This is a genomic window from Mesorhizobium sp. P2_A12 (assembly GCF_056405075.1).
In genome coordinates, this window is sequence record NZ_JBFUCU010000012.1 from 165541 (window position 1) to 184696 (window position 19156).

A 19156-nucleotide genomic window follows, 5' to 3' on the forward strand; every position below is an offset into this window, starting at 1 on the left:
TCGAACGCCACCGGAGGTTTCAGCCGGATTTCTCCCGGGCAGACACCAAAGTCCGTGTGTGGAATGAGCGCGCATATAGAGGGGATGCGCGACAAACGCAAGCCGTGTGGCGTTTCACCACTCAGCGTGCGGCAATCAGCGCTCCTGTGCCGATCATCGCGCTGCCGGCAAACCTGTTCATGAGCCGCATGCGTCTCGGCGTCCTGAACCAGCCCGAAGCCCGCCCGGCAAGTGCAGCATAAATACCCATGGTGAGGATGTTGACGCTGATGACGACCGCGACCACCAGCAGTCCGTCCGCAAGGGTCATGGTGTTGAGGTTCAGGATCAGCGGCATGATCGAGGCATGGAACAGGATCGCCTTCGGATTGCCCAGCGCAATGGATGCACCGAGGAAAAACGACCGTGACAATCTCGCCTGCGACGCCTGCGGTTCATCCGATTGCGTGCCCGCGGCTCGCCACATCCTGATGCCGAGAAAAACCAGGTAGGTAGCGCCCGCGTATTTCAGCAGGAGGAAAACCCATTCGAATGTCTGGGCCAACGCCACCAGTCCGAGCAACGCCAGGGTGACCAGCACGGCATCGCCCGCGGCGACGCCAACCCCGGCCACGAACGCACGAAGAAACCCGCGCGACACGCCGTTGGTGATGACCGCGAACATCGCCGGTCCGGGTGTTGCGGCTGCAAGCGTGATCGCGGCGCAATAAGCCAGAAATGCCGTTGGTGTCATCGCCGAGCCTTTCCATTGGGCACCCGCACCCGCCGGAAGATCGCGACGATCTCCTCGCGGCTGCATTCGATAGCGCCGAGCCGCACCGCGCGGTCGCGCTCGAAGCCGGTTATGTCATAGTGCGGCGCCGATGTCTTGGGCGGCCCCTGGTAGGATGAGTGCTTGACGCCGAGTAGTGCTGCAAAGCGATGCAACTCGTCGGTGTTGTCGGCCATCAGATGGCACCAGCGATGGCCGGCCCAGTTCCAGATCGCCGCGTCGACATAGACTGCCATGAAGCTTGCTGTCTGCCTTCCATTCTTCGCACCGCCATTCTTCGCAACCGAATGACGATCGGCCACATGGCCCGCCTGGATGTCAGTGACGATAGAATGGATTCGGATAGAAAATGAAGCTGCCACCGGCCGTAAGCTCAGCCACCGTGCTGGCGACTGTGGCCTGCATGCGACGGTGCAACTCGGCAACCGCATCGTCGACCGAGCCGGCATGCTGATGCAGGCCAAGTGGATCGGGTACCCGGATATAGGCGCAACGCGGCCCGGCCGGCTGCGGAATGAGCCGGTTCATCGTGTCGCGCAGTCCGCTCCGGCAATAGTCGTTGCGGATCCGCTTCAGGTGCTCGGCGATCTCCTCCTGCGTGATACGCGGATTGGCCGAGGCCCAGGACCCGACGCGTTGCAGCCTCTGAATCGTGTCGGCGAGCGCGCGGACCTTCTTTTGCTCGTCCGCATCGCCAGTATTTTCGCGCTGCCAACGACGCGCCAGCCTCAGAAGCTCGGTGGTGTCGGGGACGGCGGTGTCGGGAGAAATGTCTTGGCCAAGCCGACGGCTGAGTTCGGCAACCAACGCCTCCTGGCGCTCGGCATAGCTCGCGCCTTCTTCGGTTGACAGGCTCCACGCGGCTTCGTCGCGGGCCAGCAGCGTCGAATAGATATGGTGGATGCGCTGCGGCAGCGTGTCGGTCGCTTGGCGTTCTATTTTCAGGTTTTTCTCGACATAGGTGCATTCCTTCGCCAGCGCCGCTTCGACATTCCTGGTGAAGACCAGTTTCCAGACGACCGGCGCGATCCAGACCTTGGAATCTGGATCCGTGGCTCTCCCCCGTTTGAGTGCCTCAAGCCCCATCTCGACGGCGCCCGGCAGCAACGGCGCCACGATGTTGGCATGCCAGCCGACGCCGCCTTCGGGATGCAGCAGCACGCCATGACCTTTCAATGCCCAGGCGACGGAGTGTTCCTTGGCTGCCCCGCTGTTGCCGGGAATCTGGGCGATCAGGTTGTTGGCCAGCCAGAATTTCTGCATCAGCCGGCCAAGGCCGTTGACGACGCCATTCGTCGCCCAGGAGGCGGCAAGCGGGCTGACCAGTGACACGATCTCCTTGTCGATCATCCAGTCGGTGAAGAACTCGGGATGATTGGGCGTGATGAAGGTCGCCTTCCCCGCCCCGCAAATGGCCTTCAGCCGCTCGAGGTCGGCGTGCGGAAAGTCGATATGGCGGACATTGGCGACGCCGCGCAGCCCGGCCAGGCGGTTGAACGGCAAGATATCGCGAAAACCGGGTATCCCCCGCAGCATGACGATCCGGTTGACTGACGTCATGGCCCTGATCAGCGCCGGGTTGGGCCTCGGCGCCACGAAGACATCAATCCTGCTCAAGCTGCTCCCCCCTTTGCGCCTCGACGCTGGGGAGGAAGTTGGGAGGCGATTGCGGCGCGTTCAAGTCGTTCACCACGACAACGCCGTGTCGTGGTGAATCAACTGGCCAGCTGAAGCGCTATTTGGTCGGGCAGGTCTTCGACTGGTCGAACAGCGAAAGATTGACCAGCTTGCCGGTCATCGAGAAGTCGCCATAGTCCATGACGAGGTCGCGGGTGATGCCGTTGTCGTGCAGCTTGAAGCTGATCCGGTATTCCGGCACCTCTTCGCCTGTCTTGTCGGTGTCGTCGAAGTAGGCGATGTCTACCGGCCAGTATTTGTCGGTGGCGAGCTTCGCCAATGCCGGTGCCTCCGGGTCGGCCTTGTCGGCATCGGTCTTCTTGCCGACGACGACCGTGGTGGTCATCACCTTGTTGGCGTCTTCGGAACCGTCGAAAAGGTTGGTTTCGTAAAAATTCTCGCCCTTTTCGGCCTTGCCGATCAGTTCGACCAGATGCTGGGTCGGAAATTGGGTCATAGCCAGTTCAAGGCTGTTCTTTTCGGGCTTGTCGATATCGACCTTCAACCCCTTGGTCTCTTTCGTGGCGATGCCCTTGACCTCCTTGTCGAGGTTCTGGTCGACGAAGGACTTCGTCACGAATGAAAAGGTCTTGCCTTCGGCGTCCTCGAAAGTGGTCGTCTGCTGGTCGGTCAGCTTGGTGTTCTCGTTGGTGACGATCTGGGTGACGAAACGGAATTTCACCGTATAGCCTTCACAGGCCGAGCCGTTGAACTCATAGACCATGCGGCCGGATATGCCCGTGATGCCGGATTGATCGGATGCCTTGTTGAGGGTGAGATCGTAAACGGCGCGGTGGGCTTGCAGCGCCGGCACGGCGAAAGCAGGGCCTATCGAGAACACCGCCGTCAACAGGACGGCGTGGAATGCAAGGCGCGTTGCGCGCATGTGGTACTCCGATCGTCGCGGCTGATGGCAGGCCGCAGGGAAAGATGGTCCAGCTTAAAAAAAGTCGTGGCGGAAGCGAGGCAAAAATAGCAATTTCGGCCCGGCCAGCGCGGCGTCACCCAAGCAATAGGGAAATACCATGAGTGAAACAATCGAAAAGCGGCTAAGCGATCTGGGCGTGACGCTTCCTGTCGCCGCCGCGCCCGCTGCCAACTATGTGCCCTATTGCAGGTCCGGCAACCTCTTGTTCACCGCCGGGCAGTTGCCGCTCAAGGACGGCAAGCTGCAAGCGAGCGGCCTGCTCGGTCGCGACGTCGACACCGCGGCCGGCAAGGACGCGGCAAAGTACTGCGCGATCAACATCCTGGCGCAGGCCAAGGCCGCACTCGGCGACCTCGAGAAAATCCGCCGCCTGGTGAAGATCACCGTCTTCGTCGCCTCGACACCGGATTTTGTCGAACAGCATCTGGTTGCCAACGGTGCCTCCGATTTCCTGGTTGCGGCACTTGGCGAGCGCGGCAAGCATGCCCGCTCCGCCGTCGGCACCGCCTCGCTGCCACTTAATGCCGCAGTCGAAATCGAAGCGATCTTCGAAGTCGAGTGAGCCAGGAGACGACCATGACCGACTTATCCTGGCTGACCGCCCGGCCTGTGGCCCATCGCGGGTTCCACGACATGAACAAGACGCGCTGGGAAAACACGCTTTCCGCCTTCGCGGCCGCGGCCGAGCGCGGCTACGCCATCGAATGCGACGTGCACCTGTCGCTGGACGGCGTTCCCGTCATCATTCACGACGACGATCTGCAGAGGCTGACCGGTCAAGACGGTTTCGTCTGGCAACGCACCGCGGCGGAACTCACGGCGCTCAAGGTCGGCGGCACCTCGGATCATGTACCGACCCTGCAGGAAGCGCTCGACCTGGTCGATGGCCGCGTGCCGATGGTCGTTGAGCTGAAAGGCATCCCGGGCCGCGACGAGGGTCTCGTGGCGGTCGTCGGCAAGATGCTCAAGCACTACAAGGGCAAGTCGGCGATCATGTCGTTCGACCACTGGCTCATCCGCGATTTTCCGAAACACGCGCCGGGCATTCCGGCCGGACTGACCGCCTACGGCAAGGACGTCAAGCTGATCGAGGCACATTTCGCCATGCTGGCGCATGAGATCGACTTCACCTCCTATGCCGCCGGCGATCTGCCCAACCGGTTCGTCAGCTTCGTCCGTGAAAAGCTGAAAATGCCGGTCATCACCTGGACGGTGCATGACCAGCCTGCGGTCGACCTGACCTATAGATATGCCGACCAGATGACGTTCGAGGGGTTCGACCCCGACCTGGTCAAAGTCGCCTGAAGTCGGTGTCTGAAACGTGACTTGTACCCAGCCGGACGGAGCTTAAATAAGCCCCATGGATCAAGGCGACGACGGCGATGACCAGACAGCGAATGCGGACTATTTGATCCGCGTCGCCGCTGGCATCGGCGCTTTCACACCGGATGAGTGGAACAGTCTCAGCGGGACCACGCGTGGCGACGCAGAAAATGGCTACAACCCGCTCGTTTCATTCGCTTTTCTGAGCGCGCTCGAAGAGTCAGGCTGCGCCGTGCGGCGCACAGGGTGGCAAGGTCATCATTTGCGATTGGAGACCGCGCTGGGCAAGCTGCTCGGGGCGGTCCCGTGCTATCTCAAGTCGCACAGCCAGGGCGAATATGTGTTCGATCACGGCTGGTCGGATGCCTTCGAACGCGCCGGCGGCCGCTACTATCCAAAACTGCAATGCGCGGTGCCGTTCACACCGGTAACCGGCCCTCGCCTGCTGGTCACCAAGGGCGAGGATGTCGGCGCGGTCAAAGCCGGACTGGCGGCGGGCCTGAAGGCGGTCACGCAAAAACTCGGCGTCTCTTCAGCGCATGTGACCTTCGCCCAGGAAAGCGACGTGGAGGTGCTGGAAGCGGCAGGGTTCCTGCATCGCACCGACCAGCAGTTCCATTTCTTCAACGAAGGCTTTTCAACCTATGACGACTTCCTCGCCACCCTTGCCTCGCGCAAGCGCAAGGCGATGAAGAAGGAGAGGCGCGAGGCGCTGGCCAACGGCATCTCGATCGACTGGCTGACCGGCAAGGACCTCACCGAAAAGGCCTGGGACGACTTCTTCGCCTTCTACATGGACACCGGCAGCCGCAAATGGGGCCGGCCCTATCTCAGCCGTCAGTTCTTCTCGCTGATCGGCGAACGCATGCCCGACGACATCCTGCTGGTGATGGCCAAGCGCAACGGGCGCTACATTGCCGGCGCCATCAATTTCATCGGCTCCGACGCACTCTACGGCCGTAACTGGGGCTGCATCGAGGACCATCCCTTCCTGCATTTCGAGGTCTGCTACCATCAGGCGATTGACTTCGCCATCGAGCGCAAGCTCAGGGTTGTCGAGGCAGGAGCGCAAGGAGAGCACAAGCTGGCGCGCGGCTACCGGCCGGTGACCATGCATTCCGCGCACTACATAGCCCACCCCGGCCTCCGCAACGCCGTATCCGACTATCTCAGGCGCGAACGGCACGAGGTGGAGCGGATGAGCGAATATCTGGAAGCGCACACCCCATTCCGCAAGGATCTGGAGGAGTAGTGACCGGGCTGCCCCGATCGGCGGGGCAACTTCGCCCGATCGTCTTGCCGACTTTCGACGGCTTCGCTACACGAAAAGGCACAATCCGGAGCGTTCGCCATGGCTGAGGCCGCCTATGACACCGACAACATCTTCGCAAAGATCCTGCGCGGTGAAATTCCCTCGCACCGCGTCTACGAGGACGAAGCGATCGTGGCCTTCATGGATGTGATGCCACAGGGGCCGGGCCATACGCTGGTGGTGCCGAAGGCGCCGTCACGCAACCTGCTCGACGCCGCTCCGTCAACGTTCGGACCGCTTTTCGCGGTCGTCCAGAAGGTGGCGCGGGCCGTCAAACAAGGGTTTGGCGCCGACGGCGTCACCGTCATGCAGTTCAACGAGCCCGCCTCGGGGCAGACCGTCTATCATCTGCATGTGCATGTCATTCCACGCTTTGACGGCATTCCCCTGAAGCCGCACACGGGCGGGATGGAGAAGCCGGAAGTGCTGGCCGAGAGTGCCGAAAAGATACGAGCGGCGCTGCGAAGCTGACGCGCCGCACGTCGCTTTGTGACGGCCTGGACGATGCCTGATTTTCCCGATCGCGGCTTACCGTTGAGGGTGACGATCCGCCCGGCCATGCGTCCCTCATTGCTCCAATGAAAAAAGCCCCGTCTCCGGGGCTTTTTCGACTTTTGTCAGGGTCAGTTCTTTCTGGGCAATTGCGGCACCAGGCTGCGCTTGCCACCGTCCTTGCCCTTGGCTTCGGGCTTCTGCGCCACCAGCTTCTTGGCCGCGGGCTTTTTCGCGACGGCCTTCGTGGCCTTCGGCGTTTCTTCCGGCTCTTCCTTCTTCGGCTTCACCGGCGCCTCGTCGGCGAGCGATTCGAGCTTTAGGCCGGTCTCGCCGGTTTCCTTCTTCTCGACGGTGACACGCACCGTGCCGCCCTTCTTGAGCTTGCCGAACAGCACCTCGTCAGCCAACGGCTTCTTGATGTGCTCCTGGATGACACGGCCGAGCGGCCGCGCACCCATGCGCTCGTCATAACCCTTGTCGGCGAGCCAGGCGATGGCATCGGGCGACAGATCGAAGGTGACGCCGCGCTCGGAAAGCTGGGCCTCGAGCTGCATGACGAACTTCTGCACCACCTGGTGGATCACCGGCACCGGCAGCGAGCCGAACGGAATGATCGCATCGAGACGGTTGCGGAATTCCGGCGTGAACAGCCGGTTGATCGCCTCGACGTCGTCGCCTTCGCGCTTGGTCGAACCGAAGCCGATCGCCGCACGCTGCGCATCCGACGCGCCCGCATTGGTGGTCATGATCAGGATCACATTGCGGAAGTCGATCTGCTTGCCGTTATGGTCGGTCAGCTTGCCGTGGTCCATCACCTGCAACAGGATGTTGAACAGGTCCGGATGCGCCTTCTCGACTTCGTCCAGCAACAGCACGCAGTGCGGATGCTGGTCGACGCCATCGGTCAACAGACCGCCCTGGTCGAAGCCGACATAGCCGGGAGGCGCGCCGATCAGCCGCGAGACCGTGTGGCGTTCCATATATTCCGACATGTCGAAGCGGATCAGCTCGACGCCGAGCGATGCAGCCAATTGCTTGGCGACTTCGGTCTTGCCGACGCCGGTAGGGCCGGAGAACAGGTAGGAGCCGATCGGCTTCTCCGGTTCGCGCAGGCCGGCACGCGCCAGCTTGATCGCCGAGGTCAGCGCGGTGATCGCCGTATCCTGGCCATAGACGACGCGCTTCAGCTCGATATCGAGACCCTGCAGCACTTTCTCATCGTCGGCCGAAACCGTCTTCGGCGGGATGCGGGCCATGGTGGCGATCGTCGCTTCGATCTCCTTGATGCCGATCGTCTTCTTGCGCTTGGCTTCCGGCACCAGCATCTGCGAGGCGCCGGTCTCGTCGATCACGTCGATCGCCTTGTCCGGCAGCTTGCGGTCGTTGATGTAGCGCGCCGACAGCTCCACCGAGGCCTTGATCGCCTCGTTGGTGAACTTCACCTTGTGGAACTCCTCATAATAGGGCTTGAGGCCCTTCATGATCTCGATGGCGTCCTCGATGGTCGGCTCGTTGACGTCGATCTTCTGGAAGCGCCGCACCAAGGCACGGTCCTTCTCGAAGAACTGGCGGAATTCCTTGTAGGTGGTCGAGCCGATGCAGCGGATCGCACCCGACGACAGGGCCGGCTTCAACAGGTTCGACGCGTCCATAGCGCCGCCTGACGTGGCCCCTGCCCCGATCACCGTGTGGATCTCGTCGATGAACAGCACCGCACCGGGATAGTCCTCGAGTTCCTTGACGACCTGCTTCAGCCGTTCCTCGAAATCGCCGCGATAGCGCGTGCCAGCGAGCAGCGTGCCCATGTCGAGCGCGAAGATGGTGGCATTGTGCAGAACTTCGGGAACGTCGCCCTCGACGATGCGCTTGGCGAGGCCTTCGGCGATCGCCGTCTTGCCAACGCCGGGATCACCGACATAGAGCGGATTGTTCTTGGAGCGGCGGCACAGCACCTGGATGGTGCGGTTGATCTCGGACTCGCGGCCGATCAGAGGGTCGATCTTGCCGGCCTTGGCCTTGTTGTTGAGGTTGACGCAATAAGCGGTCAGCGCATCCTGCTGCTGCTTCTTCTTGCCGCCTTCCTCTTGCGGCTCGGCGCCGTTCTGGCCACCCTGCTCGTCATCGGCGCCGCGCGGCGAACGCGTTTCCGACGCGCCCGGACGCTTGGCAATGCCGTGCGAGATGTAGTTGACCGCGTCGTAGCGGGTCATCTGCTGTTCCTGCAGGAAATAAGCGGCATGGCTCTCGCGCTCGGCGAAGATGGCGACGAGCACGTTGGCGCCCGACACTTCCTCGCGGCCCGACGACTGCACATGGATCACGGCGCGCTGGATGACGCGCTGGAAACCGGCGGTCGGCTTGGAGTCCTCGTCGTAGCCGGTGACCAGATTGTCGAGCTCGGTGTCGATATAGGTGAGAACCGTGTGCTTCAGCTCGTCGAGATCGACATTGCAGGCGCGCATGACGGCGGCCGCCTCGGTGTCGTCGATGAGCGCGAGCAGCAAATGTTCAAGAGTTGCATATTCATGGTGCCGCTCATTGGCGAGCGTCAGCGCCTGGTGAAGCGCCTTTTCCAGGCCTTGGGAGAAAGCCGGCATGTTACCTCACTTCTTCTCCATCACGCATTGCAGCGGATGCTGATTCTGTCGGGCGAAATCCATGACCTGAGACACTTTGGTCTCGGCCACCTCGAATGTATAGACCCCGCACTCGCCCACTCCATGATTGTGAACATGAAGCATGATGCGTGTGGCGGCTTCGCGGTCCTTCTGGAAAAAACGCTCCAGCACGTGAACCACGAACTCCATGGGCGTGTAGTCGTCGTTGAGGATGAGGACCCGGTAAAGGCTGGGCTTCTTGGTCTTGGTTTTGGTGCGCGTGATAACGGCCGTCCCGCGGCCGGCCTCATTGCCGTCGCCGCCGCCGTTTTGCATCCGCGCCACGCGTCTCGTGGCAGTCAAATCGATCGTCACGTATTCCTGCCTCTTTCGAATCCCCATGCGAGTTCGACATGTAGGTGTTCGATGGACGATTTTAAGCCCTTCTGTTTAGCTGACAATATGGCTAGGTGACCAAACTTGGCCGATTTTCGCAATCGTGAAGGGGCGCGAGGCCTTGGAGCGGAAATTGACATGAAAAAACCCGGCCACGCTTCCGCGACCGGGTTTTGTCCTCCGCCCAAAGGGCCGGATCTTGCTCACGTCAGGCGAAATTACTTCGCCTTGGCAACAATCGATTCGAACGGCTTGTAGGCTTCCTTGGCGAGTTCGGCATAGAGGTCGCCAATCTTGGTGGCCTCGGCTACGAACGCCTCATACGATTGCTTGGCGTAGTCGGACTGGATCTCGATCGCCTTTTCCAGCGACTTGGCCGAAAACATCTTCTCGACGGCGGCGCTGCCTGCTTCGAAGCTCTTCTTGGTGTATTCGCCAGCTTCGGTGGCGATCGCCTGGGCGCCCTTGGAGAGCGAAGCGAAGCTCTTCAATCCGGTATCGGCAAACTCTTTGCCGTATTTGCTGAAGTCCTCATAGGTCTGGGTCATTTCACGCATTCCCTTGGGTTGAAGCGTCCTTCTTCGGGGCGCTCTTGTGCAATGCACGCTAATATATTGTGCGCCGCACAAAAGTCAACATTTCGCCGGCGTCCCGACGCCGCCTGCGCAGTCAATGGCTAAAAATCGAATAAAGAGAGCTTCAAGCCCGAAGAAAATGGTGAACGCGGCGGTTACCATAAACGGATTGGTAACGCTGCCCCGGTAGTTTGGCTGGAAGTGAGGCAGGACCCTTTGCCGCCTCCAGCGCAACGAAGAATCCAAGGGAAATACAAGTGCGTCAGGCGTTGTTGGGCATCGTTTCCAAATCCACCTCCCCTCTCAAAACGATGATGATCTTCGCCCTGGCGATGACAGTCGTCTGCGGCGACGTTGCCTCGTCGCTGGCGGCGAGGTCCGCGGCAATCGTCATCGACGCCAAGACCGGCAAGGTGCTTTATTCGGCGGATGCCGATGGCAGGCGCTATCCGGCCTCGCTGACCAAGATGATGACGCTCTATCTGACCTTCGAGGCGCTGGCGAAGGGCAAGATCAGCAGGAACTCGCAAGTCGTTTTTTCGGCCAACGCCGCCGCTGAGCCGCCGACGAAGCTTGGCGTGAAGCCGGGCGGCTCGGTCACGGTCGAGACCGCGATCCTGTCGATGGTCACCAAATCGGCGAACGACTCGGCGACCGCGCTCGGCGAAATGCTCGGTGGCAATGAAACCAATTTCGCCCGCATGATGACCGCCAAGGCGCGTGCGCTGGGCATGAACGGCACCGTGTTTCGCAACGCCAACGGCCTGCCCAATCCCGGCCAATTCACCACCGCGCGCGACATGGCGATGCTCGGCATCGCCCTGCGGGAGCATTTCCCCCAGTACTACGGCTATTTCTCGCAGCGTTCCTTTCTCTATGGGCGTCAGCGCATCAATGGTCACAACCGCCTGCTTGGGCGCATCAAGGGCGTCGACGGCATCAAGACCGGCTACACCCGTGCCTCCGGCTTCAATCTCGTCTCGTCGGTTTCCGACGGCGATCGCCGCATCGTCGGCGTCGTCATGGGTGGCACGTCGGGCGGCAGCCGCGACAACCAGATGGCTGCGTTGATCAACACCTATATGCCGCGGGCATCAACCCGCGGTGGCGGCGATCTGGTCGCCAAGGCCGGCGGCAGCAACCCGATCACCGCCCTTGCCAAGGTGTTGCTGCCCAAGCACGACGCGCCGACGCCGGACGACAAGCCGGTGGTGGCGCAGGATGACGCGACCCAGGATGATGCGACCGGCGCCGAGGACGCCACTGTGGCAGAAGACAGCACCGCGCAGAACGAGCAGAGCGAAGAGGCTACCGAAGAGACCGCCCCTGTCGTCAAGGCGAAAAAGGTCAAGACTGTCATCGTATCGGCGCCGCAGGTGGCCACGGCTCAGGTCGTGGCGGCCTATGCCGAACCAACACCGGCGCCGACGCCCACTGTCGACCCGGTCAACACCGCGTCTGTGCCGTCGGGCTGGGCCATCCAGGTTGCCTCGTCGCCCAAGCAGTCCGAAGCCCAGGCCTTCCTCGACAAGACCACCAAGCAGGCACCCAAGGTGCTGGCCGACGCTTCCGGCTTCACCGTCGCCTTCGCCAAGGACGGCGTCACCTATTACCGCGCCCGCTTCGGTGGCTTTGGTTCCAAGACCGCTGCCTGGAAGGCATGCACCGCTTTGAAGAAGAAGAACATCGAGTGCTACGCCGTCCAGCAGTAGGACGGCGTGGAAGCAATCTCCCGGAAAAATTCTGCGTCGAAGGAGAACTAGTTGTGATTGGAGAGCAAGACGTCCTTGGCTTCATTGATCCGCGCCGCCAGGAAAGACGTGCCGCCGATATCGGGGTGCAGGCGCTGCATCAGGCGGCGGTGCGCCTTGCGGACATCCGCCGCGGCGGCCCCCGCTTCAAGACCAAGGACCTTGTAGGCCTCCTCCTTAGTCATGGCGCCCGAACCTGGCGTAACACCCAGCCCTTCGCCACCGTTCGTCTCAGCGTTTTTGCGCCAGATGGGAAATCTGCCGTCAAGATACGTCTCTAGCAGTTGCCGGCTCTCCGGATCGCCGGAGAGTTCGCGGTAGAGATGCTGCAACTCAGCCAGCCCCATCGCGCCAAGCATCTTGCCTTCGTGGCGGCCAGCCAGGACCAGTCCTTCGAGGCCGCCAGTATCGTGATCAAGCTCCATTTCGAGTGCCGCGGTGCGCACCGTCGAACGCTTTCCGGGCGCTAGCTTTGCCGTCGGCTGCTTCATCCGCATGGAACCATACCAAGCGATTGCAGCCGACAGAATTATGCCTCCAATGCCTTCGCGCCCGACCGCAACCAAAGCGACGCCGACCAGCCCCAGAAGGACCGGCCCGAGTGTCTTCATGCCGCTGGCCAATTTCGCTGGGTCGGCGCGAAGGAAGATCGAGGCCACGCCGAAAAGCACCAAAAGCAATGCCACCAATGCGATGATTGCGCCCATCAGTTCCCGCCACCCCGCAGATGCTCAATCATAAGCCGGTCTTCCGGCCTGCCCCTTGCTTCGAGCGCCTTCAACCCGCCGGTTGCAAACACCGCAACCGCCGAAAGCAGTCCTGCCAGAGTCGCGGCAGCTCGCCGATCAAATCGGAACCAAGCCCCTTTGGACAACCGAGCGATTTCCTTAAACGCCCTTTCTGCGCTGGAATCATGACCTTCCTGGAAGACGAAGACAGGAACGCCATGCAGGCCGAGGCTGCCGGCCTTTTCAGCCAGATCGTCGATGTTCTCTTCCATCGCATCGCCGATATAGACGAGCGCATTGACCTTGGCCGTGGCTGTCTGTTTCAGCGCATGCGCCAGCACCTTGCCGATCTGGGTGTTGCCGCTGCGGCATTCGATTCGCGTCATCAGCTGCTTCAAGGCATCGGTATCGGTCACGAAAGCGGACGAACGGCACTCGCCCAAGCCGCGAAAATAGACCAGTTGGACGCTGAGGGTTCCGGCCTTGCCGACAGCATCGAACATCTGGCCCTGCAGCTCACAAGCCAGATCCCAGGTCGGCTGGCGGCTCATCGTCGCGTCGAGCGAAAGGATAAGCCTGCCCGAACCCATCGCCGACGCAGCCAGCGTCCTTGCCTGCCGAAGAAACGATTCGATCTCGCCGGCATTGGATTGAGGTTTGACCGGGGCAGGATTGGCCCTTGCGGGCACCGGCTGCTTTTTGTCGCTCATCAAAACAAGATGTGGCGTTGTCGCGCCGCTTGCAAGTCCAGTGCGAGGCAAGTTTGCGGGCCAGCAAACCAGCCGCAATTGAAGCAGACAAGCCCCTTGAGGGGCGACGGCCTACAGCAGGCCGAGATCGGCAAGCTCGCGTCTGAGCTTCGGCGGCATCTCGATCAGTCCGGCCTTGCCCTTGCCGAGATCGGCCGGCGCGTCCGACGGTTTCAGATAGCGCCAGCCCTGAAAGGCCCGGCGCGGCTGCCAGTCGGTGCGCACGACGTGCGGATCGAGAATGAGATGACAGCGGCCTATCCCTTCACCGTCGGTGAACGGCCGGATCTCGGTGATCAGCTGCCGGCACTGCACATTGCCCTTGATCACCCAGTAGAGCGAACCGCCGTCGGTGATCTCGGCGCCGCGCGTCGGCACCATGCGCGTCGTGTGATACTGCTCGACCGGCTCACCGGCGCGCCGCCGCTCGTCGAGGCGAAAGGCGATCCACTCTTCGAGATCCTCGACGCTGTCGCAGCCGACACAGAGTTTTATGAGATTGAGAGACATCGCCTAAGGTTTAGTCCGGCGCGCGGATGCGTCAACGGCCTGATCGACTTCTCCACAGTGCCAATCCACACTTAGAGGCAGTTTCGAAATTCGCTCCGGCGAGTCATATGGTGGTGGCTTCGAGAACCGGAGCGCAGCGGACATTTGGGTCCGTGAGCACCGGAAGCGCAGAAAACGCCGCCAGATGGCCGCCGGAGTAGGATTTCCAAACGGCCTCTCAGCACTCCACGACATTGACGGCCAGCCCGCCAAGGCTGGTTTCCTTGTATTTCTCGTTCATGTCGAGGCCGGTCTGGCGCATCGTCTCGATCGCCGCGTCGAGCGGCACGAAATGGATGCCATCGCCCTTGATCGCCAGCGACGCAGCCGTCACCGCCTTAACCGCACCCAGCGCATTGCGCTCGATACAAGGCACCTGGACCAACCCGCCGACCGGATCGCAGGTCATGCCGAGGTGGTGTTCGAGCGCGATCTCGGCGGCATTCTCGACCTGTTCTGGCGTGCCGCCCATCACGGCGCACAGCCCGGCCGCGGCCATCGCGGATGCCGACCCGACCTCGCCCTGGCAGCCGACCTCGGCGCCGGAGATCGAGGCATTGGTCTTGATGATGCCGCCAACGGCGGCGGCCGTCAGCAGGAAGTCACGGATGCTCGGCTGATCGGCCTCGGGATGGAAATGCAGCCAGTAGCGCAGCACCGCCGGCAGCGTGCCGGCAGCACCGTTGGTGGGCGCGGTGACGACGCGGCCGCCGGCGGCATTCTCCTCGTTGACCGCCATGGCGTAGATCGACAGCCAGTCGTTGGCGAGCAAGGGATTGGGTCTGTTCTGCTGCCACTGCTCCTGCAGCTTGTCATGCAGCATGCGCGCGCGCCGGCGCACCTTCAGTCCGCCCGGCATGATGCCGTCCTGCGACAGGCCACGGTCGATGCAGCCCTTCATGGCGCTCCAGATGCCGTCGAGGCCGGCGTCGACCTCCTCGCGCGACATCTGCGTCTCTTCGTTGACGCGCTTCATGTCGGCGATGGAAAGGCCGCTTTTGCCGGCCATCGCCAGCATCTCGACCGCATTCTTGAAGGGATACGGCACCTTCTTGCCTTCGGTCGTCACCGACCCCTTGGCCTTCATCCGCTGCAGCTCTTCTTCCGAAACCACGAAGCCGCCGCCGATCGAATAGTAGATGCGCTTGAGCAGCAGACGGTCGCCGGCATCATAAGCATAGAACGCCATGCCGTTGGCGTGGCCGGTGAGCGGCGTCTTGCGGTCCAGCACCAGATCGGTGGCCGGGTCGAAACGATAGGAGGGATGGCCGGGCGGCGAAATGCGCTTCTCCGCGGTGATACGGCTGGCAATGCTATCAGCCTGATCGGGATCGACAGTCTGTGGCGTCAGGCCGGCAAGGCCGAGCACGACGGCGCGATCGCTGCCGTGGCCGATGCCTGTGTAGGCGAGCGAGCCGTGCAGGCTAGCGGCGAGACGGTCGACCTTGACGCCCGCCGGACGCGGCCAGTCAGTTCCCGCAACCTCGTCGAGAAACCGCGCCGCGGCGGTCATAGGACCCATCGTGTGCGAACTCGAGGGTCCTATGCCGATCTTGAACAGGTCGAAAACCGAAAGGAACACGCGGCGTTGTCTCCTGGAGTCACGTCGATGACTACATATAGGAATTCCCAGGATGTTTCCGCTCTTTTGGAAATCGCGGCGCATCGCCTGCCGACCTTGTTTGCTCCGGCAGCGACATTGGTGCGATCGCTCTTTGCCGGGGCATCGAAGCGATCGCACTGAATGTGATAAATTCGGACTATGGGCGATTCCCTTGATCTTTCGACAGCCGATCTCGCGGCGCTGGCTTTCTTCCTCGTCGCGTGGCTGCTGCACACGCTTGCCTCCGACGGCAAGCTGGTCAGCCGCATGTCGCTGACAACGGCGATGAACACGCAGCGGCAAGCCTGGATGCGCACCATGGCCGAACGCGAGATCCGCATCGTCGACACCGCCATCATGAGCGGGTTGCAACAGGGAACCGCCTTCTTCGCCTCCAGCTCCTTGATCGCGATCGGCGGTTGCTTTGCCTTGCTCGGCGCATCCGACCGGGTTCTTGAGGTGCTGAGCGACCTGCCCCTGGGCGACGCCCCGTCACGCGCGGCCTTTCAGATAAAGGTGTTCGGACTGGTGCTGATCCTGGCGTTTTCGTTCTTCAAATTCGGCTGGGCCTACCGGCTGTTCAACTATTGCACGATCCTGATCGGTGCCGTGCCGATCCATCATGGCGAAGCGTCACGCAACCCGGTCACCGAAACAGCGGTCTGGCGTGCGACGCAAATGAACATGCTGGCCGGAAAGCACTTCAATTCCGGCCTGCGCGGCGTGTTCTTCTCGATCGGCTATCTCGGCTGGTTCGTCGATCCCACGGTGTTCGTGCTGTCGACGCTGTTGCTCCTGGCCGTGCTGGTGCGGCGCCAGTTCTTCTCGGCAGCCAGACACGCGGTGATCGGTCAGCCGCCGGGCGCGGGAAAAGGCTGATCGATCCGGCCCGATATCCAGTAGGCGAAGAGCCCGATCCATTCACGGATGGCCATTGTGGTGACCTGCAGCGAATCGGCCGGATTGTCGCGGAACAGGCCGATGCCTTCCCGCCCCGTGGTGCGGTAGTCGACCGGCCAGGGAATGGTTGCAAAACCGGCCTTGTCGAACAGCGCCTTGGCGCGCGGCATATGGAAGGCCGAGGTCACCAGCAGCCAGGTCTCGCCGGGCTTCGGTGTTACCAGCTCCTTGGTGAAGACGGCATTCTCATAGGTGTTGCGGGACTTGTTCTCGAGGATCAGGCGATCGGCCGTCACACCAAGCGCAGTGAGCAATCGGGGCGCCGTGGCTGCGTCGCCCTCGCCTTCGAGGAACAGTTCGCCGGTACCGCCGGAGACGACCACTTTGGCGGTTGGAAAGCGCCGGGCGAGAATTGCGGTCTCAACCATCCGGTCGCCGCCGCTGTTCAACTCATAGCCGCCGCGCACAAGGTTGATGGCGCCTTCGAAGCCGCCGCCGAGCACGACGATGCCGTCGACCTTTTCCGGCAGTGGCGGGCGCGCGAAACGCTCCTCCAGCGGGTTGAGCATCATCGCACCAAGCGACGTCCAGGCCGACAGCGCAAGGATGAAAAACGCCAGCACGCTGCCGGTGACGGCAAGCCGCCGGCGGCCGATCATTGCGGCGACCAATCCCGCCAGCAGAAGGAAGATCGTCAGGTTGAGCGGCTGGATGAAGAACCAGAAGACTTTGGAAAGATAGAAGAACATCGCTCAACCCCGTTGGACGAGCGACATCCTTACCACCACTTCTCCGGCTGGAATGTGCCGGCCGCCTGCTCGATGACGGCGGCGGTCTGGAACAGGGTTTCCTCATCGAACGGCCGGCCGATCAGCTGCAGGCCAAGCGGCAGGCCCTTGGCGTCCAGACCCGCCGGCACGGCAATGCCCGGCAGGCCGGCCATGTTCACCGTGACGGTGAAGATGTCGTTCAGATACATCTTGACCGGATCGGCCGCCATGTCCTCATCAGCGATGCCGAAGGCGGCGGATGGTGTCGCCGGGGTCAGGATGACATCGACACCGGCGGCGAAGACAGTCTCGAAGTCGCGCTTGATCAGATTGCGCACCTTCTGCGCCTGCAGATAGTAGGCGTCGTAATAGCCGGCCGACAGCACATAGGTGCCGATCATGATGCGGCGCTTGACCTCGCGGCCGAAACCGGCGGCGCGGGTCTTCTCATACATGTCGACGATGTCCTTGCCCGGCACGCGCAGCCCGTAGCGGACGCCGTCGTAGCGCGCGAGGTTGGATGACGCCTCGGCGGGCGCCACGATGTAATAGGCCGGCAGCGCGTATTTGGTGTGCGGCAGGGAAATATCGACGATCTCGGCGCCGGCGTCCTTCAGCCAGGCAATGCCCTTCTGCCACAACGCCTCGATCTCTTCGGGCATGCCGTCGACGCGGTACTCCTTGGGGATGCCGACCTTCATGCCCTTGATCGGCTTGCCGATCGCCGCCTCATAGTCCGGCACCGGCCGGTCGACCGAGGTCGTGTCCTTCGGGTCGACGGAGGCCATCGATTTCAAAAGGATCGCGGCATCGCGCACGTCGCGGGCGATCGGTCCGGCCTGGTCGAGCGACGAGGCAAAGGCGACGATGCCCCAGCGCGAGCAGCGTCCATAGGTCGGCTTGATGCCGACAGTCCCGGTGAAGGCGGCCGGCTGGCGGATCGAGCCGCCCGTATCCGTCGCCGTCGCGCCAGCGCACAGGAAGGCCGAGACCGCGGTTGCCGAACCGCCGGAAGAACCACCCGGCACCAGCTGTGCATTGTCCAGGCTGCGCGCGGTCCTGGTGCCGCCAGCCGATACGAAGCCGCCGTCGCCCTGATGAGTGGTCGGCATCACCACCGTGTCGAGGCGCGAGCGCCGCCACGGGTTGATGACCGGGCCATAGTAGGACGTCTCGTTGGACGAGCCCATGGCGAACTCGTCCATGTTGAGCTTGCCCAGCATGACCGCGCCGTCGGACCACAGATTGGTGGTAACGGTCGATTCGTAGCGCGGCTTGAACCCGTCGAGCACATGGCTGCAGGCCTGGGTATGGACGCCTTCGGTGCCGAACAGGTCCTTGATGCCGAGCGGGATGCCTTCCAGCGCACCGCCCTCGCCCTTCGCCAGTTTGGCGTCGGACGCCTTCGCCATGTCGCGCGCTTTGTCGCCGGTCACCGCGACATAGGCATTGAGCGTCGGATTGGCGCGATCGATGGCCGCGAGATAAGCCTCGGTGATCTCGGTCGCGGTGATTTCCTTGCCGCGCAGCTTGGCGCGGGCCTGCGAAATCGTCAGTTGGGTCAGGTCGCTCATCAAAGGCTCTTTTCGTAAAACACCGACCACTCGGAATCGGGATAATCCGGCACCGGGCCGCAGCGCGAAAACCCGGCGCGTTCGTAGACGGTCCACGCGGCTGGATGGCGATCGCCGGTCTCCAGCACCAGCCGTTTCAGCCCCTCGTTGCGCGCCAGCGCCTCGACCCGCTCGACAATGCTGGCGCCGATCTTGCGTCCGCGATGCGAAGGCTGCGTGTACATGCGCTTGACCTCGCCGATGGCGCCGTCATGACGCTTCAGCGCGCCGCAACCGATGGCCAGGCCGTTGTCGCGGGCGATGAAAACGGTCGTATCCTCACCGGCCATCTGCTCGACCGTCAGGTGGTAGCAGTGCTCCGGCGGCGTCAGTTCGAGCAGCGTTTGGTTGAGCTCGTTGACCAGACCGCGCACGTCGTCCTGCAGCGGCGTTTCAACGGCGATCTCGATAGCCATCG

Annotated in this window: 20 protein-coding genes; 6 read left to right on the top strand and 14 right to left on the bottom strand. The window is 62.4% G+C overall.

Features of this window, described 5'->3' with window-relative positions:
• Positions 1-121 precede the first annotated feature (121 nt).
• The 4 genes from AC1DZU_RS23330 to AC1DZU_RS23345 form a co-directional block, all read right to left on the bottom strand.
• A complete protein-coding gene (locus AC1DZU_RS23330; protein ID WP_477288736.1) occupies positions 122-733 on the bottom strand; it encodes a LysE family translocator in 612 nt (203 codons plus the stop codon).
• Positions 730-1008: a DUF4031 domain-containing protein gene (locus AC1DZU_RS23335; protein ID WP_477288738.1), complete on the bottom strand. Its 279-nt coding sequence runs from the start codon at positions 1006-1008 to the stop codon at positions 730-732. The genes AC1DZU_RS23330 and AC1DZU_RS23335 overlap by 4 nt, the downstream gene beginning before the upstream one ends.
• Positions 1009-1090: 82 nt before the next feature.
• On the bottom strand, positions 1091-2389 hold the full coding sequence (locus AC1DZU_RS23340) for a lysophospholipid acyltransferase family protein (RefSeq protein ID WP_477288740.1): 1299 nt from the start codon (positions 2387-2389) through the stop codon (positions 1091-1093).
• 118 nt (positions 2390-2507) lie between these two features.
• On the bottom strand, positions 2508-3335 hold the full coding sequence (locus tag AC1DZU_RS23345; RefSeq protein ID WP_477288742.1) for a cell envelope integrity EipB family protein: 828 nt from the start codon (positions 3333-3335) through the stop codon (positions 2508-2510).
• 139 nt (positions 3336-3474) lie between these two features.
• Here AC1DZU_RS23345 and AC1DZU_RS23350 point away from each other — a divergent pair, with 139 nt between their 5' ends.
• The 4 genes from AC1DZU_RS23350 (at position 3475) to AC1DZU_RS23365 (ending at position 6483) form a co-directional block, all read left to right on the top strand.
• Positions 3475-3939, top strand: coding sequence for a RidA family protein (locus tag AC1DZU_RS23350; RefSeq protein ID WP_477288744.1), 465 nt, complete (start codon positions 3475-3477; stop codon positions 3937-3939).
• 14 nt (positions 3940-3953) lie between these two features.
• Positions 3954-4682 (top strand): glycerophosphodiester phosphodiesterase, encoded by a 729-nt coding sequence (locus AC1DZU_RS23355; RefSeq protein WP_477288746.1) that lies wholly within the window; start codon positions 3954-3956, stop codon positions 4680-4682.
• A gap of 55 nt (positions 4683-4737) precedes the next feature.
• A complete protein-coding gene (locus AC1DZU_RS23360; RefSeq protein WP_477288748.1) occupies positions 4738-5952 on the top strand; it encodes a GNAT family N-acetyltransferase in 1215 nt (404 codons plus the stop codon).
• 99 nt (positions 5953-6051) lie between these two features.
• Positions 6052-6483, top strand: a complete 432-nt coding sequence (locus AC1DZU_RS23365; protein ID WP_477288750.1) for an HIT family protein — start codon at positions 6052-6054, stop codon at positions 6481-6483.
• Between the two features lie 152 nt (positions 6484-6635).
• Here AC1DZU_RS23365 and clpA read toward each other — a convergent pair whose 3' ends face one another.
• The 3 genes from clpA to AC1DZU_RS23380 form a co-directional block, all read right to left on the bottom strand.
• Entirely contained in the window at positions 6636-9104 is a 2469-nt protein-coding gene (gene clpA / locus AC1DZU_RS23370) for an ATP-dependent Clp protease ATP-binding subunit ClpA (protein WP_184874144.1), read from the bottom strand.
• A gap of 6 nt (positions 9105-9110) precedes the next feature.
• On the bottom strand, positions 9111-9440 hold the full coding sequence (gene clpS, locus AC1DZU_RS23375) for an ATP-dependent Clp protease adapter ClpS (protein WP_010909565.1): 330 nt from the start codon (positions 9438-9440) through the stop codon (positions 9111-9113).
• 278 nt (positions 9441-9718) lie between these two features.
• Positions 9719-10048 carry a phasin family protein gene (locus AC1DZU_RS23380; protein ID WP_184874143.1) on the bottom strand — a complete coding sequence of 110 codons (330 nt, stop codon included), beginning with the start codon at positions 10046-10048 and terminating at the stop codon, positions 9719-9721.
• A gap of 284 nt (positions 10049-10332) precedes the next feature.
• Between AC1DZU_RS23380 and AC1DZU_RS23385 the strand changes: the two genes are divergently transcribed.
• Entirely contained in the window at positions 10333-11787 is a 1455-nt protein-coding gene (locus AC1DZU_RS23385) for an SPOR domain-containing protein (protein ID WP_477288753.1), read from the top strand.
• Between the two features lie 47 nt (positions 11788-11834).
• Here AC1DZU_RS23385 and AC1DZU_RS23390 read toward each other — a convergent pair whose 3' ends face one another.
• The 4 genes from AC1DZU_RS23390 to AC1DZU_RS23405 form a co-directional block, all read right to left on the bottom strand.
• A complete protein-coding gene (locus AC1DZU_RS23390) occupies positions 11835-12533 on the bottom strand; it encodes a DnaJ domain-containing protein (protein WP_477288755.1) in 699 nt (232 codons plus the stop codon).
• A complete protein-coding gene (locus AC1DZU_RS23395; protein ID WP_477289236.1) occupies positions 12533-13264 on the bottom strand; it encodes a vWA domain-containing protein in 732 nt (243 codons plus the stop codon). The genes AC1DZU_RS23390 and AC1DZU_RS23395 overlap by 1 nt, the downstream gene beginning before the upstream one ends.
• A 111-nt stretch (positions 13265-13375) precedes the next feature.
• The gene (locus tag AC1DZU_RS23400) at positions 13376-13813 is read right to left on the bottom strand and encodes a DUF1489 family protein (protein WP_477288757.1); all 438 of its coding nucleotides are present in this window, start codon (positions 13811-13813) and stop codon (positions 13376-13378) included.
• Between the two features lie 217 nt (positions 13814-14030).
• Positions 14031-15434: an L-serine ammonia-lyase gene (locus AC1DZU_RS23405; protein ID WP_477288759.1), complete on the bottom strand. Its 1404-nt coding sequence runs from the start codon at positions 15432-15434 to the stop codon at positions 14031-14033.
• A 180-nt stretch (positions 15435-15614) separates the two neighbouring features.
• Here AC1DZU_RS23405 and AC1DZU_RS23410 point away from each other — a divergent pair, with 180 nt between their 5' ends.
• Complete coding sequence (locus AC1DZU_RS23410; RefSeq protein ID WP_477288760.1) at positions 15615-16334, top strand: DUF599 domain-containing protein; 720 nt, start codon at positions 15615-15617, stop codon at positions 16332-16334.
• On the opposite strand, the gene AC1DZU_RS23415 is transcribed toward AC1DZU_RS23410, so the two are convergent.
• Genes AC1DZU_RS23415 through AC1DZU_RS23425 form a run of 3 tightly spaced genes read right to left on the bottom strand, consistent with a single transcriptional unit; the run spans position 16307 to position 19154 of the window.
• Positions 16307-17104, bottom strand: a complete 798-nt coding sequence (locus AC1DZU_RS23415) for a YdcF family protein (RefSeq protein WP_477288762.1) — start codon at positions 17102-17104, stop codon at positions 16307-16309. The genes AC1DZU_RS23410 and AC1DZU_RS23415 overlap by 28 nt on opposite strands.
• Before the next feature lie 29 nt (positions 17105-17133).
• Positions 17134-18699 carry an amidase gene (locus tag AC1DZU_RS23420; RefSeq protein WP_477288764.1) on the bottom strand — a complete coding sequence of 522 codons (1566 nt, stop codon included), beginning with the start codon at positions 18697-18699 and terminating at the stop codon, positions 17134-17136.
• Positions 18699-19154, bottom strand: a complete 456-nt coding sequence (locus AC1DZU_RS23425) for a GNAT family N-acetyltransferase (protein WP_477288766.1) — start codon at positions 19152-19154, stop codon at positions 18699-18701. Before AC1DZU_RS23425 ends, AC1DZU_RS23420 begins: the two co-directional genes overlap by 1 nt.
• Positions 19155-19156: the final 2 nt, after the last annotated feature.